This is a genomic window from Bradyrhizobium sp. LB13.1 (genome assembly GCF_054056815.1).
The window spans coordinates 2891102-2907334 of record NZ_JBSRYQ010000001.1 but is presented as its reverse complement, the minus strand read 5'-3'; the positions used below and the strand labels follow the sequence as shown (position 1 = coordinate 2907334).

11 protein-coding genes and 2 pseudogenes are annotated in these 16233 nt (G+C 63.0%); 4 read left to right on the top strand and 9 right to left on the bottom strand.

The window, feature by feature from the left end; translation table 11 throughout:
* The first annotated feature begins 10 nt into the window (after positions 1-10).
* The 3 genes from ACVWYI_RS13790 to ACVWYI_RS13780 are packed head-to-tail and all read left to right on the top strand — an operon-like array spanning position 11 to position 3386.
* Positions 11-1522 carry an ABC transporter substrate-binding protein gene (locus ACVWYI_RS13790; protein WP_456662325.1) on the top strand — a complete coding sequence of 504 codons (1512 nt, stop codon included), beginning with the start codon at positions 11-13 and terminating at the stop codon, positions 1520-1522.
* 31 nt (positions 1523-1553) lie between these two features.
* Positions 1554-2495, top strand: a complete 942-nt coding sequence (locus tag ACVWYI_RS13785) for an ABC transporter permease (protein ID WP_354106680.1) — start codon at positions 1554-1556, stop codon at positions 2493-2495.
* A 3-nt stretch (positions 2496-2498) separates the two neighbouring features.
* Positions 2499-3386 carry an ABC transporter permease gene (locus ACVWYI_RS13780; RefSeq protein WP_456662324.1) on the top strand — a complete coding sequence of 296 codons (888 nt, stop codon included), beginning with the start codon at positions 2499-2501 and terminating at the stop codon, positions 3384-3386.
* Here ACVWYI_RS13780 and cnbZ read toward each other — a convergent pair.
* The 9 genes and pseudogenes from cnbZ to ACVWYI_RS13735 form a co-directional block, all read right to left on the bottom strand.
* A complete protein-coding gene (gene cnbZ / locus ACVWYI_RS13775; RefSeq protein ID WP_456662323.1) occupies positions 3383-4129 on the bottom strand; it encodes a 2-amino-5-chloromuconate deaminase CnbZ in 747 nt (248 codons plus the stop codon). The genes ACVWYI_RS13780 and cnbZ overlap by 4 nt on opposite strands.
* A gap of 9 nt (positions 4130-4138) precedes the next feature.
* Positions 4139-5390 (bottom strand): annotated as a pseudogene (locus ACVWYI_RS13770) (adenylate/guanylate cyclase domain-containing protein).
* Positions 5387-5776 (bottom strand): response regulator, encoded by a 390-nt coding sequence (locus tag ACVWYI_RS13765; RefSeq protein ID WP_247349687.1) that lies wholly within the window; start codon positions 5774-5776, stop codon positions 5387-5389. The pseudogene ACVWYI_RS13770 and the gene ACVWYI_RS13765 overlap by 4 nt, the downstream one beginning before the upstream one ends.
* Positions 5773-8370: an ATP-binding protein gene (locus ACVWYI_RS13760; RefSeq protein ID WP_456662322.1), complete on the bottom strand. Its 2598-nt coding sequence runs from the start codon at positions 8368-8370 to the stop codon at positions 5773-5775. Before ACVWYI_RS13760 ends, ACVWYI_RS13765 begins: the two co-directional genes overlap by 4 nt.
* Positions 8371-8509: 139 nt before the next feature.
* A pseudogene (locus tag ACVWYI_RS13755) lies at positions 8510-11606 on the bottom strand (MexW/MexI family multidrug efflux RND transporter permease subunit).
* Positions 11607-11682: 76 nt separating this feature from the next.
* On the bottom strand, positions 11683-12876 hold the full coding sequence (locus ACVWYI_RS13750; RefSeq protein WP_247349684.1) for an efflux RND transporter periplasmic adaptor subunit: 1194 nt from the start codon (positions 12874-12876) through the stop codon (positions 11683-11685).
* A gap of 1 nt (position 12877) precedes the next feature.
* The gene (locus tag ACVWYI_RS13745; protein WP_354051897.1) at positions 12878-13579 is read right to left on the bottom strand and encodes a TetR/AcrR family transcriptional regulator; all 702 of its coding nucleotides are present in this window, start codon (positions 13577-13579) and stop codon (positions 12878-12880) included.
* Between the two features lie 135 nt (positions 13580-13714).
* Positions 13715-14305 (bottom strand): thiamine pyrophosphate-dependent enzyme, encoded by a 591-nt coding sequence (locus ACVWYI_RS13740; protein ID WP_456662321.1) that lies wholly within the window; start codon positions 14303-14305, stop codon positions 13715-13717.
* Positions 14302-14856 carry a phosphonopyruvate decarboxylase gene (locus ACVWYI_RS13735; RefSeq protein ID WP_456662320.1) on the bottom strand — a complete coding sequence of 185 codons (555 nt, stop codon included), beginning with the start codon at positions 14854-14856 and terminating at the stop codon, positions 14302-14304. The genes ACVWYI_RS13740 and ACVWYI_RS13735 overlap by 4 nt, the downstream gene beginning before the upstream one ends.
* 107 nt (positions 14857-14963) lie before the next feature.
* On the opposite strand from ACVWYI_RS13735, the gene ACVWYI_RS13730 reads away from it, so the two are divergent.
* Positions 14964-16196, top strand: coding sequence for a cytochrome P450 (locus ACVWYI_RS13730; RefSeq protein ID WP_456662319.1), 1233 nt, complete (start codon positions 14964-14966; stop codon positions 16194-16196).
* Positions 16197-16233 lie beyond the last annotated feature (37 nt).

Below are 16233 nucleotides of genomic sequence, written 5' to 3'. Positions count from 1 at the left end.
GGTGAGAGCGATGAGTTTCATGCGTTTGGCGATCCTGACGTCGGCATTGCTGACGTCGCTCGTGGGCGGCGCCCAGGCCCAGACGACGCTTCGCATCGGCATCGCCGAGGACCCCGACATTCTCGACCCCAGTGTCGGCCGCACCTATGTCGGCCGCATCGTATTCTCCGCCTTCTGCGACAAGTTGTTCGACATCGACGAGAAGCTGAACATCGTGCCGCAGCTCGCGCTGTCACACGAGACCTCGGCCGACGGCAAGGAGATGACGATCAAGCTCCGACCCAACGTCAAGTTTCATGACGGCGAGCCGCTGGACGCGGAGGCCGCAAAGTTCTCGATCGAGCGTCACATGACGCTGCCGACCTCGTTCCGGAAGCCCGAGCTTGCCAGCGTCGACCATGTCGAGGTCGTCGATCCCCTGACCATCAAGCTGGTGCTCAAGACCCCCTACTCGCCGCTGATTGCCCAGCTCACCGACCGCTCCGGCATGATGGTGTCGCCGAAGGCGGCGAAGGAGGCCGGCGACAAGTTCGGCCTGCATCCGGTCTGCGCAGGACCTTACAAATTTGTCGAGCGCGTCCAGCAGGACCGCATGGTGTTCGAAAAATTTGCCGATTACTGGAACAAGGACAACATCCATATCGACCGGGTCGTATTCCAGCCGATCGTCGATGCCACCGTCCGCCTCGCCAATCTGAAGTCTGGCGGACTCGATTTGATCGAGCGCGTGCTCGCCACCGATATCAAGGACGTGCGCGCCGATTCCCGGCTGGTGCTGTCGACAGCGCCCGAGCTCGGCTATCTCGGCCTGACCGTCAACATCGGTAACGACAAGACCAAGGGGCCGCTGAGCCAGTCGGCCAAAGTCCGCCAGGCGCTCGACCTTTCCATCGACCGCGAAGCCCTCAATCAGGTCGTCTTCAACGGCGAGTTCACGCCGGGCAATCAATGGGTCAGCCCGACACATCCCTATTACCAGAAGGCGTTCCCGGTCCACGGCCGTGACATCGCGAAGGCGAAAGCGCTATTGAAGGAAGCCGGGGTCACGCTGCCCGTAACCGTGGATTACATGATCCCCAAGGGCGCGGAGAATGAAGCCGTCGCCCAGGTGGTCCAGTCGATGGCCGCGGAAGCGGGCTTCGACATCAAGATCCGCGCCGTCGAATTCGCGACGACCTTCAAGCAGGCCCAGGCCGGCGAGTTCCAGGTTTTCCAGATCAACTGGAGCGGCCGCATCGATCCCGACGGCAATTCCTACATCTTCATGCGCAGCAAGGCGGCGCAGAATGACGGCGTGTACGCAAACCCGGATGCCGACAAGCTGATGGAAGATGGACGGATGACGTCCAATGTCGAGGAGCGCAAGGCGATCTACCAAAAGCTGGCGAAAATCCTGCTCGACGATCTGCCCATCATCTACATCTATCACCGCACGCTCCTGATCGCGCATACGACCAAGCTGCAGGGCTACAAGCAGATGCCCGACGGGCTGGTGCGGGTGGTCGGGTTGAAGTTCAAGTGATCGAGGCCGCCTCCAGAACGCGATCCGAACCATGCTGAACTTCCTCGCCCACCGCATCGCGCAGATCATCCCGACGCTGTTCTTCGTGTCGGTGCTGATCTTCTCGCTCCAGCAATTATTGCCGGGCGATCCCGCGCTGGTGATGGCCGGGGAGGAGCGAGATCCCGCCGTGATCGAACAGATCCGGCAGCAGTATAAGCTCGATAAGCCGATCCCGGTACAGTACGTCTATTGGCTCAAGGGCGTTCTATCAGGCGATTTCGGCGAGTCCCTGCGCAACAAGATGCCGGTGCGCGAGCTGATCGCGCAGAAGCTGCCGGTGACGCTCCAGCTCGGATCGATGGCGATCCTGATCGCGTTCTTCATCGGCATTCCCGCCGGCATCGTCTCCGCCGTTAAGAAGGGTACCGCCTGGGATTATGGCGCTAATTTGTTCGCGCTATGGGGCATCTCGACCCCGAACTTCTGGCTCGGGATCATGCTGATCTTCCTGTTCTCGATCGAGCTCGGCTGGCTGCCGGCTTCGGGTTACGTGCCGCTCACCGAAAACTGGCGCGCGAGTCTGGCTGCCACCATCATGCCCGCCTTCGTACTCGGCAATGCGATCTCCGCGGTTTTGATGCGGCATACCCGCAGCGCCATGCTCCAGGTGCTGGAAAGCGATTATGTCCGCACCGCGCGCGCGAAGGGACTGTCGGAACGCTCGGTCATCCTCAAGCACGCCATGCGCAATGCGCTGACGCCTATCATCACGCTCGGCGCGCTCGAGCTCGGCACATTGCTGTCAGGCGCCGTGCTGACCGAACAGATTTTCTCCATTCCCGGCTTCGGCAAGCTGATCGTGGACGCGGTGTTCAACCGCGACTATGCGGTGGTGCAGGGTGTGGTGCTGGTCACGGCGACGGTTTACATTACCCTCAACCTCGTTGCCGACGTCGCCTATGTCCTCGTCAATCCGCGGCTAAGGGGCTAGGCGATGACCGACGCTGCGCTATCTACAAGTCCCACCATCCAGGCCTACGAGCTGGACAGCCCGGCGCGCCGCGCGCGGCGGCGGCTGTTCAAGCGCAAGGCGGCAGTATTTGGACTTGTCGTGATCACCTTGTTCATCGGCTTCGCGCTGCTTGCGCCACTCGTCGTACCCTATGATCCCATAGCGACGAGCTGGAGCCTGGTGCGCAAGCCGCCCACCGCGGCGCACTGGTTCGGCACCGACGAGCTCGGCCGCGATATCCTGAGCCGTGTCGTCTACGGCGCGCGCGCATCGCTGCTCGCGGGCCTGATCTCGGTTACGATTGCGCTCGGCATCGGCGTGCCGCTCGGCCTGCTCGCCGGCTATCGTGGCGGTTTTGTCGATGCGCTGATCAGCCGGATCACCGACGCGATGCTGGCCTGCCCGTTCCTGATCCTGGCGATCGCACTCGCCGCGTTCCTCGGTCCGAGCCTCGGCAACGCCATGATCGCGATCGGTATCTCAGCCACCCCGATCTTCATCCGCCTGACCCGCGGGCTGGTGTTGAACGTCAAGGCCGAGGATTATGTCGAGGCGGCTCGCGCGCTCGGCAATCCGCCGTGGCGGATCGCATTTTCGCATATCCTGCCGAACATCCTGCCCCCGCTTCTGGTGCAGGCGACACTGTCGATCGCCGCCGCCATCATCGCCGAAGCAGCGCTGTCCTTCCTCGGCCTCGGCCAGCAGCCACCCGCGCCGTCCTGGGGCAGCATGCTCAATGCGGCACAGCGCTTCCTGACCCAGGCGCCCTGGATGGCGATCTGGCCGGGGCTTGCGATCTTCCTCGTAGTGCTGTCGCTGAACCTGCTCGGCGACGGCCTGCGCGACGCGCTCGATCCGCGCCAGCGCTAGATCACCATCTCCCGCATCACCCGGCGGCAATCCATCTCGTATTCGAGATCGACCACAGGCGGCCGGGCATAGTGCCAGGACAGGCCGGAGCGCAGCGCGCCGCGGCGGACCAGCTCGTCGACCAGCGCGTGGTGGAAGTCGTGCACGGAATAGGCCTGCACGCCGGTCGTGTCCTTCCAGCCGAAGCCGAAGGCCGTCATCCGGTTCTCCATCTGCGAGGTCGTCGTGAAGCGGACCTTCTCGCGAAGGCCCTCCGGGCTGAGGTCGCGGTAGCGCACGGTACGCTCGACATAGGATCCGCTACCCTCGCGCGCCTCGGCGCCGCCGGCGATCACGAAGCTCGGCGTCTTCGAGCTCGTCGGCCGCGTGAAGGAGAACGCATAGAACGACGGCTCGGCCGGCGGATCGATCTCGGGACAGACATTGCTGCGCGCCACCGGATTCGTGGTGCCGTCGAAGATGCCCCATTCGGATAGCGTCTTAACATAATGCAGGTTGAACGCGCGAAAACCGTCCTCGCTGAAGGCCGCCGGTGAGCGCAGCTCACAGGCGCAGAACGCCGTCAGTGGCCGCCCCGCCTCCTGGATGTATTTCGCCGCAAGCGCAAACCCTTCCGCGAGCGGCACCGGGCGGTCGAAGCGGACGCGCTCGATCTCATAGCCGTCATCCGCGGCCGCACCGGCTGAATACTGGAACACGGACGGGATAAAGCGGTAATTGCCGGCGGAGAATTCGCGTGTCATGTCGGACTCCTATTCCAGTTGCATGCAAATACCCTTGGCGCCGTTGAGCAGGCGCTTCAGGTGAAAGCCGGCGAGGGAGTCGTCGGCATGCATTCCGACCAGCGCGGCAAAAGCCGGCATGGCGGCGCCGTCACCGGCCTCCATCTTGGCAAAAGCCTCGGAATACAGCGCCGTTTCCGGCGCAGCGAATTGGGCCTGCGCCAGCGGCTCGAACGCGCGCAACGGCTCGCTGCGTCCGCGCAGCAACAGCTCGCCGACGGGACGGCCTTGAAAATTCTCAGGCCGCCTTGGCGACGCTGGCACTGACGCAAATCCGTGTGCCCAGATGCTTGTTTGCGGCTTCCAGCCGCGCCGCGATGTTGATGGAGTCGCCGTACGCGGTGTAGTCGAAGAACCGGTTGCCGCCGAAATTGCCGACCAGGGCCGGTCCGGCGTGAACGCCGATACGGGTGGTGCCGAAATTCACGCCTCTCGTCTTCCAGCGTGCGGAAAAATCCTCCGCCCAGGCGTCGAGACCGTGCGCGCAGGCGACTGCGCGTGTCGCATAATCGGGCTGATCGCCGGGCGCGTTGAAGAGCACCTGGATCGCATCGCCGATGATCTTGGCAACTGTCCCCTCATGCGCGAAAACGACCTCGGTCATCCCGCCGACATATTCGTTGAGAAGCGCGCCCAGCGTCTCCGGCGGCGCACTCTCGACCAGCGAGGTGAAGCCGGTAATGTCAGTGAAGATGGTCGCTACATCGCGCCACTGTACTTCGATTCCCTTACCTTCGCTCCCTGCCGCGAGACGCTTGGCGAGCTCGGGCGAGAAATGACGCGACAGCGCGGCGTGGGCGCGCTCCGCCTCCGCCTGGCGGCCTCGCACCTCACGCAGCATTTCGATGTGGCGGATGGTCTTCTGGATCGTCATCTCCAGGTCGGCGAAGTCGATCGGTTTGGTCAGGAAGTCGAACGCACCGCGGTTCATCGCAGTGCGGATATTGCTCATGTCGCCATAGGCCGACACGATGATGGTGGACTTCTTGTCTTCGGCTTCCTGGAGCTTCGCCAGCAGCGACAGCCCGTCCATCCGCGGCATGTTGATGTCGGAGACGACCATGTCGACATGCGGATTCTGCTCGAGCGACTGCAGCGCCTCGAGGCCATCGCGCGCGAACATGATGGTCACCAGCCCATCGCGAATCTGCCTGCGGAATTTTTGCAGGACCAATGCCTCGAGATCCGGCTCGTCGTCGACGAAGAGAATGGTCGCGGTCATGCGGCTTGCTCGAGCCTCGTGTCGATTTCCTGCCGCAGCAGCGCGAAATCGATCGGCTTGGTGAGAAGTCCGACCGCGCCGCGCTCGATCGCCTTCCGGCGCGTCTCTGCATCGCCATAGGCGGTGATCATGATGACGGGAACGTCAGGATGCGCGTCACGCACCTTCGGCAGCATGTCGAGCCCGCTCATGCCGGGCATGTTGATGTCTGACAGGATCAGGATCAACGAGGGATCGCGAACCTCGGCGGCGAGCTTCAGCGCATCGGGCGCAGACGGCGCGAATTCCATCTGGAAGCGGCCGGCGCGCAGGTCGCGCCGGAACTGCTGCCGGAACAGCGTCTCGACGTCGGGTTCGTCATCGACGACCAGGATGTAAACGTTCAAGACTTGCCTCCGGAAGTGTCGCCCGCCGCCATTATGCGCGGCAGGGTGATGATGAACTCGGTGAATACTCCGGGCTCGGTGTTCACATCGATGGTACCGCCGTGCTGATTCACGACGATGTCATGGCTCATGGAAAGGCCGAGCCCGGTGCCCTCGCCGGCCGGCTTGGTGGTGAAGAAGGGATTGAACATCTTCTCCTTCACCTCGGGCGGAATCCCGGTGCCATTGTCGCGAATACGTATCTCGAGCTTATCGCCGAGATTTTTCGTTTCCGCGCGCAAGGTGGGCTCGAAGGCGTCTGTGGCGCTCTCCTTGCGCTTTGCTGTGGCGTAGAAGCCATTCGAGATCAGATTGAGGAAGACGCGAGTGATTTCCTGCGGATAAATATCGACCATGCCCGCCGCGGGGTCGAAGCTGCGCTCGATCGTGACGTTGAAGGCGGGTCTTTCGGCACGCGCGCCATGATAAGCGAGATTGAGGCTCTCTTCCACGATCGCGTTGATATCGCTGGGGCGATGCTCGCCGGAGCCCTCGCGCGAATGCAGAAGCATGTTCCTGACAATGGAGTCGGCGCGCTTGCCGTGCTGCACTACCTTTTCGAGATTGCTCTTGAGCATGCCGGTCAGCTCTTCGACCTCTTCCTTGGTCTTGCCGTCGAGCGAGGCCGTTTGCAGGGCCTCGTTAAGCTCGTCGATCAACTCCATCGACACCGACGAGAAATTGTTGACGAAATTGAGCGGATTCTTGATCTCATGCGCGATCCCCGCCGTGAGCTGACCGAGGGACGCCAGCTTCTCGGTTTGGACCAGGCGGTCCTGCGCGGCGCGGAGATCTTCGAGGGATTGCGACAGCTCCGTCGTACGCTTGCGCAACTCGTTCAGCAGTCGCGTGTTCTCGATAGCGATGACGGCTTGCTTCGTGAAATTCTCAACCAACGCGATTTGCTTATCGGTAAACGGCCGGACCTCCTTGCGATAAACTGCGAGCGTTCCGATCAGCTCATTTTCCCTCATCATGGGCACTATGACGATCGTGCGGGCGCCGGCGACGTCGGAGATTCCACGAATGGTCGGGCCTCCGGCAAGATAGGCCGGAGTTTCCTGCACATCATGAACATGGACGACCCGGCGTGTCCTAACGACCACAGCAAGTGCGCTCTCCGGATGAGGACGGATCGGCAGGTCTTTTCGCGAAGCCGCGAACGCAGGCGGCACATTGTAATCCGCAACAATCGTGAAACTCTCGCCATTCCACAGATTCATTACGCCGAAACTCGCGCCACAGACGCGTGTGGCATTCTCGAGCATCTTGTGGAACACCGGTGTGAGTTCGCCCGGGGACGAACTGATGACCTGCAACACTTCCGACGTAGCGGTCTGTTGCTCGAGCGACTCGGTCAACTCAGCCGTTCTCACCTCGACCTTTTTTTCCAAATCCGCATAGGATTCCTGCAGGCGCTCGCCCATGTGGTTGAACTGGTCCGCGAGCCCCTCGAGCTCGTCGCCGGTCCTGATCGAGATCCGCTGGGAGAAATCGCCGCCGCCGATGCGCTCGGCGCCGCTCCGCAGCGCCTGGATCGGCCCGACCATGCGACGCGCCAGGAATATCCCGGCGAGCACCGCGAAGATCGACGCCGCGAGCAGCACGAAGGCAAGCCGTTCCAACGCAGCATAGAGCGCCGCATAGGCTTCCTCGACCGGCATCTCGACGAACATGGTCCAGTGCAGCGGCGCGATCGGAGCCGACGCGGTCAGCACTTTCAGTCCCTGGATGTTGCGCGCTTCGGAAAGCGCATCGAGCGTGGCGCCGCCTCCGGCCAGCGCGGCGCGCACCTGCGCGAGACCAGACATGTCGGTGTTGCGCAGGACCAGGCTGATATCGGGGTGCGCGATCAGGCGTCCCTCCGGACCGACCACGTAGGCGTGTCCGTGCTCGCCGACCTTGATCTGGGACACGACGTCCCAGATCAGCTTGAGATTGACCTCCGCGACGCTGACGCCCGCATCCTTGCGCGACCCGGCCTGCGCCAGCGTCATGTACGGCTCGGACTCCCTGCGGAAATAGACCGGGCCGTAAAAAACCTTGTGCGCGACCGCCTCGGTGAACTTCGGATCGTCCGACAGGTCGATCCCGCTGTCGATCGCGTCCATGGCGAGCCGCGAGACCCGCAACCGCTCCCGGCCGGTCGCATCGATCTGGGCGAGCTCAGTGATGGCGGGCACCTGGCGCAGCAGCCGTAGCGCGTCGAACCGGCGCTGCTCGATCGAGCTCGCCGACCAGGGCAGCTGCGTGGTCCAGCCGAGCTGGCTCTCGATCTCCTTGACGAACTGACCGATCTTGGCCGCAGCCGCCTCGGCCTGTTCATGCTGAACCCGGATCAGCGCGGCCTTGTGCTCGCGATAATAGAAGAAGACCTCGAACAGGCCGTTGGCCAGCAGCGCGATGGCGACGACAGCCACGAACAGCGCGACATATTTGGTGAAGAGCCGGGTCCTGATCCCCTGCCCTGGCGTCGTGCCGGACGCGACGCCAGCCGGCGCCGCAGTCGGCAGCGCCCGTGCTTGCGGGGTATCGGGGTGGAGGGAAAGGCTCATCCCGCCGAACCTAGCAAGAAGACCGGACCTTGTCTCTCGCGAGCGCGGGAAAGCCTGATGGCAATCGGACCCCCGGGGCAAATAGAAAAGGGCGGCAGCGGAATGCCGCTGCCGCCCTCGGGTTAGCTTACCTGCGTCCTCAGGTTGGCCGCAGCGCCTTGGAGCCGAGGTCGAGATCGTTGACCTGCTTGTTCCGCTCGGAATCGGCCGCCGCGCGATGGTCGGTCGCCAGCACCACGTAAACCGCGGGCAGCACGAACAACGTGAACAGCGTGCCGATCGACATGCCGGCGACGACCACCAGACCGATCGAGAAGCGGCTGGCCGCGCCCGCGCCGGTCGCGGTCAGGAGCGGGATCAGGCCCGTCACCATCGCGGCCGTGGTCATCAGGATCGGCCTGAGACGGATGCGGGCCGACATTTCGATGGCTGAGCGGCGATCGAGCCGCTCGTTGATCTGGAGCTCGTTGGCGAACTCGACCATCAGGATGCCGTGCTTGGTGATCAGGCCCACCAAAGTCAGCAGTCCGACCTGGGTGTAGATGTTCATGGTCGCCACGCCGAAGAACAGCGGGATCAGTGCGCCGACGATCGCCATCGGCACCGAAATCATGATGACCAGCGGATCTCGCAAGCTCTCGAACTGCGCCGCCAGCACCAGGAAGATGATAATCAGCGCGAAGCCGAAGGTGACCGCGAGCTGGTTGCCTTCCTGCACATATTGCCTGCTGTCAGCTAGATAATCATGGCTGAAACCTTGCGGCAGGTTTTTGGCCTCGCTCTCGAGGAAGTCGACCGCCGCACCGACGGTCACGCCGGGCATCGGCACCGCCGAGAAGGTCGCCGAATTGAGCTGATTGTAATGTGTCAGCGAATTCGGCTCGGTCTTGGTCTCGATCGATACCACCGTCGAGAGCGGAAGCTGCTGGCCGGTGTTGGTTGTCACGTAGTAGCCGGCGAGCGATTCCGGCGAGAGCCGCTGGCCGCGCGGCACCTGCGGGATGACCTGATAGGAACGGCCCTCGAGATTGAAGCGGTTGATGTAGTTGCCGCCGAGCAGCACCGCGAGCGTGCTGCCGAGGTTCTGCATGTTGACGCCGAGATCCTGCGCCTTGGTGCGGTTGATCGTCACCTTCACGTTCGGCTGGTTGTAGGCAAGGTCGCTGTCGGAGACGATGAACATTCCGCTTTTGCGGGCGGCAGCCTTCAACTTCTCCATCTGTTCATAGACAGTCTGGAAACTGGCGGTGGAGTTGATGACCATCTGCACCGGCAGGCCGCCCGGGCCGCCCGGGAGCGGCGGCAGGTTGAACGCGAACGCCTGCACGCCCTCGATCTTGGAAAGCTCGGCCTGCACCAGCGACTTCAGCTGGATCGACGAGCGCTTGCGCTCCTCCCACGGCTTCAGCAGCATGCCGGCGATACCGCCCTGCGGGCCGTTGATGCCGTTCAGCACGAAGCGAAGATCGGTCTCGGGGAACTTCTGGAATTCCTTGTCGAGCTTCTCGCCGTAAAAGTCGACGTAGTCGATGTTGGCGTATTTCGGCGCCTTGGTCACCGCGAACACGATGCCCTGGTCTTCCTCGGGCGCCAGCTCCTTCGACGTGTGCATGTAGAGGAAGCCGACCAGCCCGAGGATGGTCACCGCAAACAGGCCGGTGATGGCCTTGTAGTCGAGCGAGCGATCGAGCCTGCGTCCGTACCACCGCGTCAGCGCGCCAAACACCTTGTTGACCAACTTGGCGAAGCGGCCCTCTTCGGTGTTCTTCAGAAGCACCGAGCACATCATCGGCGACAGCGTCAGCGCGATCACGCCGGACACAATCACCGAGCCCGCAAGCGTGAAGGCGAATTCGCGGAACAGCGAGCCGGTCAGGCCGCCAAGGAAACCGATCGGCGCGTACACGGCCGCGAGCGTGATGGTCATCGAGATGATGGGACCGACGATTTCGCGCGCGCCTTCCAGCGACGCCTGCACCGGCGTTTTCCCCTCCTCCAGATGGCGATGGATGTTCTCCACCACCACGATGGCGTCGTCGACCACGAGGCCGATCGCGAGCACCATCGCAAGCAGCGTCAGCAAATTGAAGCTGAACCCCAGCGCCAGCATCAGCGTGCAGACGCCGATCATCGACAGCGGGATGGTGACGACGGGAATGATGACCGAGCGGAACGAGGCCAGGAACAGGAAGATCACCACGATCACGATGATCACGGCCTCGCCCAGCGTCTTCTCCACCTCGTCGATCGAAGATTGGATGAACTTGGTCGAATCGTAGGCGACCTTCATCTTCATCGACGGCGGCAGATTGCGCTCCAGCTCAGGGAACAGCGCCCGCACGCCCTTGACCAGGGTCAGCGGGTTGCCCTGCGGCGTTGCCTGCACACCGATAAAGATCGCGTGCTCGCCGTTGAAGGCAACGCTCGCGTCTGTGCTTTGGGCCGCAAGCTCGACGGTGGCGATGTCCTCCATCCGCACGAAGCCGCCGTCCTTGGCCTTGACGATCATCTTCTTGAACTGGTTGACGTCGGTCAGGCCCCGTATTCGTCGATACGTTCGAGACAATCAGATAGCCCTTGGTCTGCCCCGCCGCGGACTGGAAGTTGTTGGCGGTGATCGCGGCCGCGACATCCGCAGGCGACACGTTGCGGCCCGCCATCTTCAGGGGATCAAGCCACAGCCGCATCGCAAAGGTCTGGCCACCGAGAATGTCGGCGGAGGCCACGCCGTCGACGGTCGACAGCACCGGTTGCACAACGCGCGTCAGATAGTCTGATATCGCCGAGCCCGACAGCTCTTCGGACGAGAATCCGAGATACATCACGGCCGTGGTCTGGCCTGTGGTCTTGGTGACGATCGGATCGTTGGATTCCTTCGGGATCAGGTATTTGACCGAGTTGGTCTTGGCCAGAACCTCGGTCAGCGCCTGGTTCGGATCGAAATTCAGCTTGATGTAGACCTGGATCGTCGAGGTGCCGAGTACCGAGGACGAGGTGATGTAATCGACACCTTCGGCGGAAGCGACCGCCTGCTCGATCGGCGTCGTAATGAAGCCCTGGATCAGGTCCGCGGACGCGCCCGGATAGACGGTCGTGATGTTGATGACCGTGTTCGACAGCTTCGGATATTGCCGGATCGGCAGCGTCGTTGCCGCGCGCAGGCCAATCAGCAGGATCAGCAGGCTGACGACGATCGACAGGACCGGCCGTTTGATGAAAATATCAGTAAAGCGCATCGCGGCGATCTCGATTTCGTTGACTTGCAAAGCGCATGACCCGGCCGGGCCGGATCATGCTGCGACGTGTGCGATGTCAGTATCGCGGCGGCTGCGCCGGGATCTGCGGAGCCGGGTCGGTCGAAATCGACACCGCCGCGCCCGATTGCAGCTTGAGCTGGCCGACGGCGACGACCTTGTCGCCCGGCTTCACGCCCTTGACGATTTCGACGCGGCCTTCGACCCGGTTGCCGGTCTGCACGAAAGTGCGCACCGCGCTCAGGCTGGTCTTGCCGTCCTCTTCCTTCTTCTCGGTGATCACGAACACCGAGTCGCCGTACAGCGTGTAGTCGACCGCCGTCTCCGGCACGGTGACCACGGCCGGCTTGTCCGGCAGCACCACAGTGGTGGTCACGAACATGCCGGGCTTCAGGATCTTCTCCGGATTGGAGATGGTCGCCTGCACGCGGATGTTGCGGGTGTCGGTCGAGATCTGCGGCTCGATCGTGGTGATCTTGGCGTCGAAGGTGCGGCCCGGATAGGCATCGACCTTCAACCGAACCGGCTGACCGACCTTGAGGTTGCCCGAGTCCTTTTCCGTCACCGTGAAGTTGGCCCACAGCTCCGACAGATCGGTCAGCGAAACGATGGCCGTGCCGGCTGTCAGATACTGGCCGACCTCGACCTTGCGGACGCCGAGATCGCCGGAGAACGGTGCACGCACCAGCTTCTGCGAAATCAATGCCTCGGTCTTGGCAATTCCGGCCATTGCCTGGTCGTAGGCAGCCTGCGCCTGATCAACGGTCGCCTGCGGACCGAACTGGCGCGACGCCAGTTGCTTGGCGCGGTCGAGCGACAGCTGCGCGACGGTTGCCTGCGCCTTGAAGCTCGCGAGATCGCCCTGCTCGGCCGCGTCGAACAATTGCACCAGCGGCGTGCCGGCCTCGACATGCGTGCCCGGCTCGAACTTGATCTCGGTGACGCGGCCGTTGACGTCGGCGCTGACATCGACCTGGTGCACGGCGGCGAGACCACCGACCGCGGTCAACAGGTTCGGCACCACCTCGGACTTCGCCTCGGCGGCGCTGACCGCGACCGGCGGCGGCTTGTTGTTGGCGAAGAACTGCTTGATCATCTGGCCGCGGAAATAATTGAACCAGACGAGGCCACCGACCAGCACGCCCAGAAGCGTTCCGACGATAACGAACCAGAGCACCGGCCGGACCGGACGCTTGGGAGCCTTGGTGTCGATCGGTTCGCCCGAAATCTTGTGTTCGGTTACGATGTTCATGTCATGCGCTTTCTGCAATCGCCGTTTTGCCCGCATCCGCGGCCTGATCGCGGCCCAAATGCGACGCAATTGCGGCGTCGTTAAGTCCGATACCCCTCAGGAGAAACTCGCAGAGCTGCCGCTCGAGGTCGTTCGCCTTGCCATAAGCGAGACACGGCGTGGCCGGCAGCCTGGTCAGCGCAGCCGTCATCGCCGTGTGATGCGCAAACCAGAACAGGTTGAGCGGTTCGCCGTTGTATGGCCGCGCGTCTCCGGCGGCAACCGCACGCTTGAGCGAGGCGACGAAGACCGCCCCGATCAGCGTTTCGATCTTGGCATACAGCAAACGGGCGAATTCGCCGTCATCCAAATGACTCGTGGCCATCAGTCGCAGGCGCTGGGCTTCTTCGCGGTCGGGCCCGTCAGCGATCTGAAGGAAATGTCCGACCATGCCGCGGATCACTTCGACCAGGGTGACGGTCGAGGGCTCCCGTTCGAGCAGATCCATGAGCGCCGGGTCAGCCTCGCATTCGTCGCTGAGAATTTCGGCGTACAGCGCGGCCTTGGACGGGAAATGCTTGAACAGCAGCGCTTCGGAAATGGCAGCGGCGGCCGCCACGCTCTTGGTCGTGGTGCCGGTATAGCCGTGTCGGGCAAAGCAACGCTTTGCGGCGCCGAGGATCAATTGACGCCTCAGGTCGCTCGTCATACGCAATGAGCTCATGCTAGTGAGTAAGCACTCACCCATGTAAAAGTCAAGCACTATGCTGCAACGCAACCTAAATGCGTTGTAATTTCAGTGGAAATTGATCTTGCTTACATCGTCCCTGCGCAGGACGGGGCCGCTGGGGAAGCCAGCCTAGATCGGCTGAAAGCCGAGGTCGCCCCGGATCCGGTTGAGAATGTAAGTCCCATCCCGACTTGGCAAGATTCGCTCCAGATTGGCGCTGTCGATTTTCACGTTGGCGAATCGTGGTCCGACCGAGACGTCGTGGACGGCTTTGGCGAAGGCCTCGACCTCGGCCATGGTTGTCACAGACCGGCTATCCCCGATGCCGCAGGCCCTGGCGACGCCGACGAGGTCGGCGGCGGCCGAGGTGTGGCTGGTCTGGCCGCCGGTCTCGCCATAGGCCTCGTTGTCGAGCACCGCGATCGAGAGGTTGGACGGCTTCTGCAGGCCGATGGTGGCGAGGCTGCCCAGCCCCATCAGCATCTCGCCGTCACCGGTGATGACGAGCACCGGCAGTTTTGGCTGCGCCAGCGCGAGCCCGAGGCCGATCATCGCCGCGCCACCCATGCCGCCCCAGAGATAGAAGTTGCGCGCGTGGTCGCCAGCCGCGCACATGTCGTTGGTGGAAGCTCCGAGGCCGCCGATCGCAACCACGTCCTTGCGGTTCGCAAGCAGCGCGGACACCACCTGACGGCGGTCGAGGAGATTGGCCTTGCTCATTTGGTGAAGACCTTGGCGCCGATCAGGCGCTGCGACAGCAGGACAGCGGTGGGCGTAAGGGCGTTGTAGGCCTGTCCAGCCGCCGCCTCCAATACGGCCGGCACCTCGGCCGCGTTCGAGGCACGCAGCACCTTGACGCCTGATAGTTCGAATACGCCCTGCGTGGTCGATCCCATCGGCACCTGCCACGGATTGAACTCGCCCCACTCGCCGCGCATGGTCACCAGCGTGAGGAAGGGAAAGCGCAGGATCGGGATCAGCGACAGCATGTTGATGCAATTGCCGACGCCGCTCGACTGCATCAGCAACACACCGCGCTGTCCGCCGGTCCAGGCGCCGGCCAGCAGCGCCACGCCCTCCTCCTCCGTCGTCAGCGGAATGCCGCGCATCGTGGACGAGGCCAGCACGCGCTCGATCAGCCTCGAATGGCCGGCGTCGGGCACGTAGGGCACCTGCCGGACGCCGAAGCGTTGCAAGGTCGCGAAAATATCGTCGGGCCAATGAGTGCTAGACTCGGCGGCCGTGTCGGCAGCGTCAGCGCGGGCGTGCATTTTCCTGTCCGGTCGGCTTGCAAATCATGGCACGACTGTAGACGGTGACCCGCGTCGTTCGAAAGAGCGAAAACAGCATATCGGACTCAACCGGCGAGTATGGCGGCATGAACGCAAGTGCGAATGAACTGGCAGCCAAGTTCGATCTGGAGAAGCTGACGTCCGACTTCTACGCCGATCCCTACCCCACCTATCGTGCACTGCGGGAGAACGAACCGGTCAAGCGCCTGCCCAACGGCACCGTGTTCCTGACCCGCTATGACGATCTCGTCACGACCTACAAGAACACAATATCGTTCAGCTCGGACAAGAAGCGTGAGTTCGCGCCGAAATACGGCGACACCCCGCTCTACGAGCACCACACCACCAGCCTCGTCTTCAACGATCCGCCGGCGCATACGCGCGTACGGCGCCTGATCATGGGCGCGCTGTCACCGCGTGCGATCGCAGGGATGGAGCCTGATATCATCAAGCTGGTTGACGGCCTGCTCGACGCCATCGCCGCCAAAGGTGATTGCGAACTGATCGAGGACTTCGCCGCATCGATCCCCATCGAGGTGATCGGCAATCTGCTCGACGTTCCCCATGACGAGCGCGAGCCGCTGCGCGACTGGTCGTTGGCGATCCTCGGTGCGCTCGAACCGGTGGTGTCGCCTGAAGTGGCTGCCCGCGGCAATAAAGCCGTGACGGACTTTCTCGCTTATCTCTCGACGCTGGTCGTGCGCCGTCGCGAAAGGCCCGGCAATCCCGAACGCGACGTGCTGACGCGACTGATCCAGGGAGAAGGTAATGGCGAGGAGAACGGCGAGCGGCTGACCGAGAAGGAGTTGCTGCACAATTGCATCTTCCTGCTCAATGCCGGCCACGAGACCACCACCAACCTGATCGGCAACGGCCTCGTGACGCTCGACCGGAATCCGGATCAGAAACAGCGCTTGATCGGCCATCCGGATTTGATCAAACCTGCGGTCGAAGAGGTGCTGCGCTACGAAAGCTCTAACCAACTCGGCAACCGCATGACCACCGAGCGGGTCGAACTCGGCGGCGTCATGCTCGACGCCGGCACGTCGATTACGCTTTGCATCGGCGCTGCCAACCGCGATCCGGCACAGTTTCCGGACCCTGAGAGATTCGACGTCGCGCGCACGCCGAACCGGCATCTCGCCTTCGCCACCGGCGCGCATCAATGCGCCGGCATGGCGCTGGCGCGGCTGGAAGGCGCCATCGCGGTCTCGCGCTTTTTGGTGCGCTTCCCGAACTACGCCGTGAGCGGACAGCCGGTGCGGGGCGGACGAGTGCGGTTCCGCGGATTTTTGAGCGTGCCCTGCGCGATCGGCTGAGATCTCAGCGCCGCTGCGCGCAACGGATTATTCCGAA

Bases quoted from the DNA above. Each gene is read 5' to 3' on its own strand.
- ACVWYI_RS13730 (WP_456662319.1), top strand. From the start codon at position 14,964: ATGAACGCAAGTGCGAATGAACTGGCAGCCAAGTTCGATCTGGAGAAG.
- cnbZ (WP_456662323.1), bottom strand. From the start codon at position 4,129: ATGACACGCGAATTCTCCGCCGGCAATTACCGCTTTATCCCGTCCGTG.
- ACVWYI_RS13750 (WP_247349684.1), bottom strand. From the start codon at position 12,876: ATGAACATCGTAACCGAACACAAGATTTCGGGCGAACCGATCGACACC.
- ACVWYI_RS13745 (WP_354051897.1), bottom strand. From the start codon at position 13,579: ATGAGCTCATTGCGTATGACGAGCGACCTGAGGCGTCAATTGATCCTC.
- ACVWYI_RS13760 (WP_456662322.1), bottom strand. From the start codon at position 8,370: ATGAGCCTTTCCCTCCACCCCGATACCCCGCAAGCACGGGCGCTGCCG.
- ACVWYI_RS13785 (WP_354106680.1), top strand. From the start codon at position 1,554: ATGCTGAACTTCCTCGCCCACCGCATCGCGCAGATCATCCCGACGCTG.
- ACVWYI_RS13735 (WP_456662320.1), bottom strand. From the start codon at position 14,856: ATGCACGCCCGCGCTGACGCTGCCGACACGGCCGCCGAGTCTAGCACT.
- ACVWYI_RS13780 (WP_456662324.1), top strand. From the start codon at position 2,499: ATGACCGACGCTGCGCTATCTACAAGTCCCACCATCCAGGCCTACGAG.
- ACVWYI_RS13740 (WP_456662321.1), bottom strand. From the start codon at position 14,305: ATGAGCAAGGCCAATCTCCTCGACCGCCGTCAGGTGGTGTCCGCGCTG.
- ACVWYI_RS13790 (WP_456662325.1), top strand. From the start codon at position 11: ATGAGTTTCATGCGTTTGGCGATCCTGACGTCGGCATTGCTGACGTCG.